The organism is Albidovulum sp. (genome assembly GCF_041919395.1).
Lineage (GTDB): Bacteria > Pseudomonadota > Alphaproteobacteria > Rhodobacterales > Rhodobacteraceae > Albidovulum.
The window spans coordinates 1-6241 of sequence record NZ_JAYRTX010000137.1 but is presented as its reverse complement, the minus strand read 5'-3'; the positions used below and the strand labels follow the sequence as shown (position 1 = coordinate 6241).

Here is a 6241-nt window from a genome sequence, read left to right as displayed (position 1 = left end):
ACAGCGCGCATACCGAATCGTTGCGCGCCGGTTCCGGGAAAGTCCGCCTCAGTTACAAGCGTTCCCGTGCGATTTCAAGGCCGAATGGACCTCAGCCGCCGATCCCGAGGATCGCCGTGAGCCCGGTTCGGATGAGAAGATCGACGAGGAAGAAGAAGACCGAGGTCAGGGCCGCCATGATGAAGACCATGATCGTGGTTGTCACCACTTCCTTGCGGGTCGGCCAGTGGACCTTGGCGGTCTCGGAGCGGACCTGCTGGAGGAACTGGAGGGGGTTTGTGGCCATGCCTGTCTCGCCTTCGGCTCTTGCTGCAACGGGAGGGAGATACGCCCATGCGGGGGCGAATTCAAGCGGCGCGCATCCGTCCGTTTCGCGTCGGTTTTTTGGTCAGCATCCCGATTGACCAGCACGCACGCGGCGAAAGGCAAGCGGGCAATCCGGGGCGCTGCCGGCCCCGGGCCTTGCCGCAGCGCACGGGGCGGCCTACCAAGCGGCGGAGACCCTGGCAGGAGACCCGGCGATGCCCCCGACGACGCCCGAACGCGGCCGCACCCTGACCGGGGTCGCGCTGATGCTCGGGGCGATGGCTCTGCTCCCCTTCCTTGACGTGGTGGCCAAGCATCTCGGCCAGCGCGGGCTGCCGGTGATGCAGGCGGTCTGGGCGCGGATGGCCTTCGGCGCGCTCCTGACGCTGCCCTTCGTGCTCAGGATCGGCGGGGCAGCGGCTCTGGTCCCGGACCGGCCGGTCTATCACCTCTTCCGCGCGGGCTTCCTGATTGCGGCAACGTTCTCGTTCTTCTGGTCGCTGAAGTACCTGCCGATCGCCGATGCGCTGGCGATCTTCTTCGTGCAGCCGCTGATCGTCACCGCGCTCTCGCCCCTTGTGCTCGGCGAACATGTCGGACCTCGCCGATGGGCGGCGGTGGCGGCGGGGTTCCTGGGCACGCTCGTCATCATCCGGCCTGGGTTCCAGACGGTCAGTCCGGGCATGGTTCTGGCGCTGATGGCGGGGCTTTCGCTTGCGCTCTACATGCTGATGACGCGGCGGATCTCGGGGCGCAGTCACGCGATGGTGACGACCTTTCACACCAGCCTGCTCGGCGCGGGGATCGCGACTCTTGCGGTCTGGCCGGTGTGGCAGGCGCCGGAGCCGGTGGAATGGGGGCTCTTCCTGCTCCTTGGTGTGATCGCGACGGGCGGGCATTTCCTGATCGTGCGGGCCTATGACCACTGCGAGGCCTCGCTGCTCGCCCCGCTCGCCTACACCGAGATGGTGATGGCGACCGTCGCGGGCTGGTGGTTCTTCGGCGATTTCCCCGACGGCTGGACCTTCGTCGGCGTCGGCATCCTGATTGCCAGCGCCGTCTACATCTCGATACGCGAACGCAAGGCGGGCGCGGAGACGCCGCGCGACTTCGAGCAACCCTGAACGGAGACCGGCCTGGCAGGGGCAGCAGGGCTCGAACCCGCGACCTACGGTTTTGGAGACCGTCGCTCTACCAGCTGAGCTATACCCCTGTGGCCGGCCTGTCACCTAAGCCAGCGGCCGGACGAAATCAAGCGGGCTTTTCACGCGCGAGTGCGGCGATGTCGCGCGCGGCGAGGTGGGGGATCGCGGCGGCGAGGTGGGGGATCGCGGCGGCGAGACGATCGTCGGGCCAGTCCCACCAGGCGAGGGCAAGGAGCATTTCGATCTCGGCTTCGGTGAAGCGGCGGCGGATCACCCGTGCGGGGTTGCCCGCGACGATCGCACAGGGTGGCACCTCGCCCGAGACGACCGCTCCGGCGCCGACGATGACCCCGGCCCCGAGCCGCGCGCCGGGAAGGATCAGCGCGCCGTGGCCGATCCAGCAGTCGGGGCCGATCACCGTGTCGGGAAGGCCGGCGAAACCGTCACGGTAGGATGCCAGTGCCTCGGGGTCGAAGACCGGGAAGGGATAGGTCGAGATTCCGTCCATCGGGTGGTTGGCCGAGGCGGTGATGAACCGCGCCCCGTGCGCGATCTGGCAGAAGGGGCCGATGGTCAGGGTCTCGGGCGCGCCGGGATAGAGATAGGGGGCGAGCCGCGCCGCCCAGTCCCCGGGCGGCTCGAAGTCGTTGGCGTAGGCGTTGCGGCCGATCCGCCAGTTCGGATGGTCGATGGCGACGGCGAGGTTGACCATCTGGCGATGGGCGGTGCCGTCGGGAAAGACGAGCGGGTGACGCGCGGCGGCGTCGGGCATGCGGGTCATGGGACATCCTTTCTGGGTCGCGCGGAAAATGCGGAATCAGGAAAGGTGCTGGTCCATCGTCGCCTCCATCGGGATGGCCGCTTATGCCGGCCGACGGAGCCTCTGTCAAAGGGAACGGCGCGCCGGCAGGTCCGGCGCGCCGAAGCTGTTGCGCGATTGCTCAGAGATTGCCCGCGGCCATCTCGGAGGCGATGTGGTCGGCCTGGCGGATCGCCAGCGCCACGATCGTCAAAGTCGGGTTTTCCGCCGCGCCGGAGGTGAACTGGCTGCCGTCCGAGATGAAGAGGTTGGCGATGTCATGGGTCTGGCCCCACTTGTTGCAGACGCCGTCCTCCGGCTTTTCCGACATCCGGTTGGTGCCGAGGTTGTGGGTCGAGGGATAGGGCGGCGTCGGGAAGGTCCGGGTGGCCCCCACCGCCTTGTAGATCGCCTCTCCTCTCGCATAGGCGTGGTTGCGCATGGCCACATCGTTCGGATGGTCCGAGAAGTTGACGTTCGCCACCGGCAGGCCCCACTGGTCCTTCGTCTCGGAGAGCGTCACCCGGTTCGTCGCCTGCGGCATGTCCTCGCCGACGATCCACATGCCGGCCATGTTCTCGTAGGCGTCGAGCGCGGTGGTGAAGCTGCGCCCCCAGCCGCCGGGGTTGAGGAACGCCGCCATGAACGGGATGCCGAGCGACAGGGTTTCAAGCTCGTAGCCGCCGACGAAGCCGCGCGCGGGATCGTGCCGCGCCTCGTCCTGGACGATGCCGGCCATGGTGGTGCCCCGCCACATCCGCACCGGCTTGTCGAAGACCGCATAGACCGAGCCGGTCATGTGGCGCATGTAGTTCCGGCCCACCTGGTCGGAGGAGTTGGCGAGGCCGTTCGGGAACATGCTCGACGCCGAGTTCAGCAGGAGCCGAGGCGATTCGAAGGAGTTGCCGGCGACGCAGACGATGCGCGCCTTCTGCATCTGCAGGGCGCCGTCCTTGTCGAAATACTCGACCCCCGTCACCTTGCCGCTGTCGTCGTGCAGGATTCGGGCGACATGGGCATGATCGCGGACCTCGAGATTGCCGGTCGCCTCCCCACGCGGGATGTCGGTATATGCCGATGACCACTTCGCGCCCCACTTGCAGCCCTGGAAGCAGAAGCCGGTCTGCTGGCAGGCCATTCGGCCGTCATACTCGGCCGAGTTGATCGCCATGCGGCCGGTGTGGACCTCCTTGTAGCCGAGCGCGAGCGCGCCCTTCTCGAAGACCTTGTAGTTGTTGTTGCCGGGCAGGCCCGCGCGGTCGCCGGTGCGGGTGACGCCGAGCTTCGCCTCGGCCTTCTCGTACCAGGGCGCCATCTCGGCCCCGTCGATCGGCCAGTCGAGAAGGCTCGCCCCCTCGACCGCGCCGTAGTTTGTCAGCGCCTTCCACTCGTGGTCCTGGATGCGCAGCGAGGCCCCCGCCCAGTGGGTGGTGGTGCCACCGACGGCCTTGACGATCCAGGCCGGCAGGCCGGAGAAGTCCTTGGCCACCCGCCAGTCTCCGCTTGTGGTGCGCGCATCGGTCCAGGCGAGCTGGCCGAAGCTTTCCCACTCGTCGTTGATGAAGTCCTCGGGCAGGTAGCGCCCACCCGCCTCCAGCGCCACGACCTTGACGCCCTTCTGCGCCAGTTCGTTGGAAAGCACCCCGCCGCCGGCGCCGGTGCCGATGACCACGACGACCGAGTCGTCGTTCAGATCGAATTTCGCAACCATGTGAGCCTCCCCGCGGTCAGAGCCAGTTGATGTCGTCGAAGCCGCGGTTGATGTAACCGCCCTTGGAGAAGCTCTCGCCCTCGTAGCCGAAGAGCGGCCAGACTTCCTTCTGGTTGTAGAGCCCGGTGACGAGCCCGCCGCGCACGGTCTGGAAGAAGGCGCTGTCCTCCATCCCCTGAAGGAGCTTCACCCGGTCCTCCTCCCAGCCGACGGAGACGTAGTCGGCATGCCCCGCGGCCTTCGCCGCGGCATCGAGCGCTGCAACGCCCTCGGCCACCATCGCCTTCTTGTCCTCGGCGTCGTAGCCCTTGACGGCGACGGCGTAGAACCGGTCGGCAATCCGGTCGTGCGGGTAGATGTCGCGCGCCATCTGCAAGAGCGTCGCCATCTCGTGCTCGCTGATGACGCTCACCTCGAGCGCCCAGGCCGCGTTCGGTGCGGCGATGAAGCCCGCGCCGATGACCGTGAGCGTCCCTGCCGCGACCGACCGCGCCAGAAGCGCGCGGCGGGTCAGGCCCTTCCGTTCGTTGCTTGTCATTCTCTCCTCCCTAGAGATCACAAGGGCGGGCGCCTATAGAAAGCGTCCGCCGCGTTCGAGAACCTCGATCTGGTAGCCGTCGGGATCCGCGATGAAGAAGAACCGCGCCACCAGCGTGTCGCCGTTCCTGAAGTCCACGAGCTTGCGCGGGCCGAGACCCGCGGCGGTGAGCCGCGCGTGCTCGGCCGTCACGTCCGCGACCGAGACGGCAAGATGGCCGTAGCCGTCGCCGAGGTTGTAGGGCTCCGTCCGCCCCTTGTTGACCGTAAGTTCAAGCTCGAAGCTCGACTCGGCGTTCGACAGATAGATCAGCGTGAAGCTCTCGAAATCGAGCCGGTCGGCGATCTTGAACCCGAAGGCGCGGGAATAGAAATCCACCGATCGCGCCTCGTCGAGCACGCGGATCATCGAATGAATTGCCTTGGCCATATGCCCTCCAAAATCAGGCGATTTTGGTAAAGTTAGATGACCAATTCAGACGGGTGGTAGTAACCCGATACTACAGCCGGTTTTTCCGCCTATTCGGCGGCGATGCGCGCGGTGGCCTCGTCCCGATCGAGCTCGCCGAGGTGGATGGTGCAGGCGCAGCGCAGGAGCGACGTGAAGTTCGGCGCCTCGCCCCTCAGTTCCAGCACCTCGGAGTGGAGTTTCGAGATGAAGGCAGGAGTCGACAGCCCCTCGCGCGCGGCGATCTCGTCGAGGATGCGCCAGAAGGCGCGCTCAAGCCGGATCGACGTGCTCTGACCATTTAGCCTCAGGCGGCGGGTTTCGGACTCGTAGCGGCCCGGATTCTGGCCTGCGAAGATCTGGCACATGGTCTGCCCTCCCCAGCATGACTGTGCAGCGCACGATTGTGGGCGGCTTCGCACGAATCGTCAACTTGTCGGCGAGGGGCACGGTTCCCGCCGCCCGCCGGGCGGTCGGGCCGGGCACTCACGCCGCCGTGCCTGCGCCGGACGCGCCGATCGCGCAGGCGTGACCTCGCCGGCTTGTGACCGGGGCCGGGCGGGCGTCAGGACTGTAACACGTGCATCGGCGCGCCGGTCCGCATGAAAGCGGGAGTGCCCGTTCCGCGGCCACGTTCTCACAATCCCGAGGGCATTTCTCACGGGCGGGTGACGACGTTCACGAATACCGGCCCCGCCATCGCCGGGGCGTGATGTTACGGGAGAAAGACGTGTGTTCGGACCCGGGCGGCCCGTCGCTAGCGTGAGCCCATCGCAAGCACGCGATCCGGGTCGGACGCCCGGCAACGCCAATCACGAAGGGAAACATTCCATGAAACGCACGATTCTCGCCCTCACCGCCGCATCGGCGCTCGCCGGCTTCGGATCGGCCGCCCATGCCATGGCGGAATTCGAGATGGTGCAGGACACGCTCAGGGCCTTCCTGATCGAGCTCCGCATCCCGAGCGAAGAGATGGACAAACTCACGCTGGCGCAGATGCGCGAGATCATTTCCATCGTCGACTCCAAGAAAATGAATGAAGGCGTGCGGGCCCAGGTCTTGAAGATCATCGGCGAGAACTGATCCCGGCGGTGGCGCGGCCTTGCCGGAAATGCATAAGGCGGCCCTGACGGGCCGCCTTACCTCTTGGTTCGATCCGCTCTCGTGTCTTACTTCAGGATTTTCGAGACGACGCCTGCGCCGACGGTGCGGCCGCCTTCGCGGATGGCGAAGCGGAGCTTTTCCTCCATCGCGATCGGCGCGATGAGTTCCACCTCGAACTTCAGGTTGTCGCC

8 protein-coding genes, 1 tRNA gene and 1 pseudogene are annotated in these 6241 nt (G+C 66.7%); 2 read left to right on the top strand and 8 right to left on the bottom strand.

The genetic code is table 11. The annotated features are described in order from the left end of the window. Positions 1-91: 91 nt before the first annotated feature. Entirely contained in the window at positions 92-286 is a 195-nt protein-coding gene (gene secE / locus ACMUOO_RS16150) for a preprotein translocase subunit SecE (protein ID WP_301917444.1), read from the bottom strand. A gap of 235 nt (positions 287-521) precedes the next feature. On the opposite strand from secE, the gene ACMUOO_RS16145 reads away from it, so the two are divergent. Beyond that, on the top strand, positions 522-1430 hold the full coding sequence (locus ACMUOO_RS16145; protein ID WP_301917445.1) for a DMT family transporter: 909 nt from the start codon (positions 522-524) through the stop codon (positions 1428-1430). Positions 1431-1443: 13 nt separating this feature from the next. Here the strand turns inward: ACMUOO_RS16145 and ACMUOO_RS16140 are convergent. From ACMUOO_RS16140 to ACMUOO_RS16115, 6 genes are all read right to left on the bottom strand, one after another. Then, positions 1444-1519 (bottom strand) — tRNA-Trp (locus ACMUOO_RS16140). Positions 1520-1557: 38 nt separating this feature from the next. Beyond that, positions 1558-2223 (bottom strand): CatB-related O-acetyltransferase, encoded by a 666-nt coding sequence (locus tag ACMUOO_RS16135; RefSeq protein WP_301917203.1) that lies wholly within the window; start codon positions 2221-2223, stop codon positions 1558-1560. A 169-nt stretch (positions 2224-2392) separates the two neighbouring features. Next, the gene (locus ACMUOO_RS16130; protein WP_301917198.1) at positions 2393-3961 is read right to left on the bottom strand and encodes a GMC family oxidoreductase; all 1569 of its coding nucleotides are present in this window, start codon (positions 3959-3961) and stop codon (positions 2393-2395) included. Between the two features lie 16 nt (positions 3962-3977). After that, complete coding sequence (locus tag ACMUOO_RS16125) at positions 3978-4499, bottom strand: Twin-arginine translocation pathway signal (protein ID WP_301917199.1); 522 nt, start codon at positions 4497-4499, stop codon at positions 3978-3980. Positions 4500-4532: 33 nt separating this feature from the next. Beyond that, positions 4533-4928, bottom strand: coding sequence for a VOC family protein (locus tag ACMUOO_RS16120; protein ID WP_301917200.1), 396 nt, complete (start codon positions 4926-4928; stop codon positions 4533-4535). Between the two features lie 89 nt (positions 4929-5017). Continuing rightward, the gene (locus ACMUOO_RS16115) at positions 5018-5314 is read right to left on the bottom strand and encodes a ribbon-helix-helix domain-containing protein (protein ID WP_301917201.1); all 297 of its coding nucleotides are present in this window, start codon (positions 5312-5314) and stop codon (positions 5018-5020) included. A gap of 463 nt (positions 5315-5777) precedes the next feature. Here ACMUOO_RS16115 and ACMUOO_RS16110 point away from each other — a divergent pair, with 463 nt between their 5' ends. Next, positions 5778-6029: a hypothetical protein gene (locus ACMUOO_RS16110; RefSeq protein ID WP_301917202.1), complete on the top strand. Its 252-nt coding sequence runs from the start codon at positions 5778-5780 to the stop codon at positions 6027-6029. Positions 6030-6115: 86 nt separating this feature from the next. Here ACMUOO_RS16110 and tuf read toward each other — a convergent pair. Beyond that, positions 6116-6241 (bottom strand): annotated as a pseudogene (tuf, locus tag ACMUOO_RS16105) (elongation factor Tu); the annotation flags it as partial.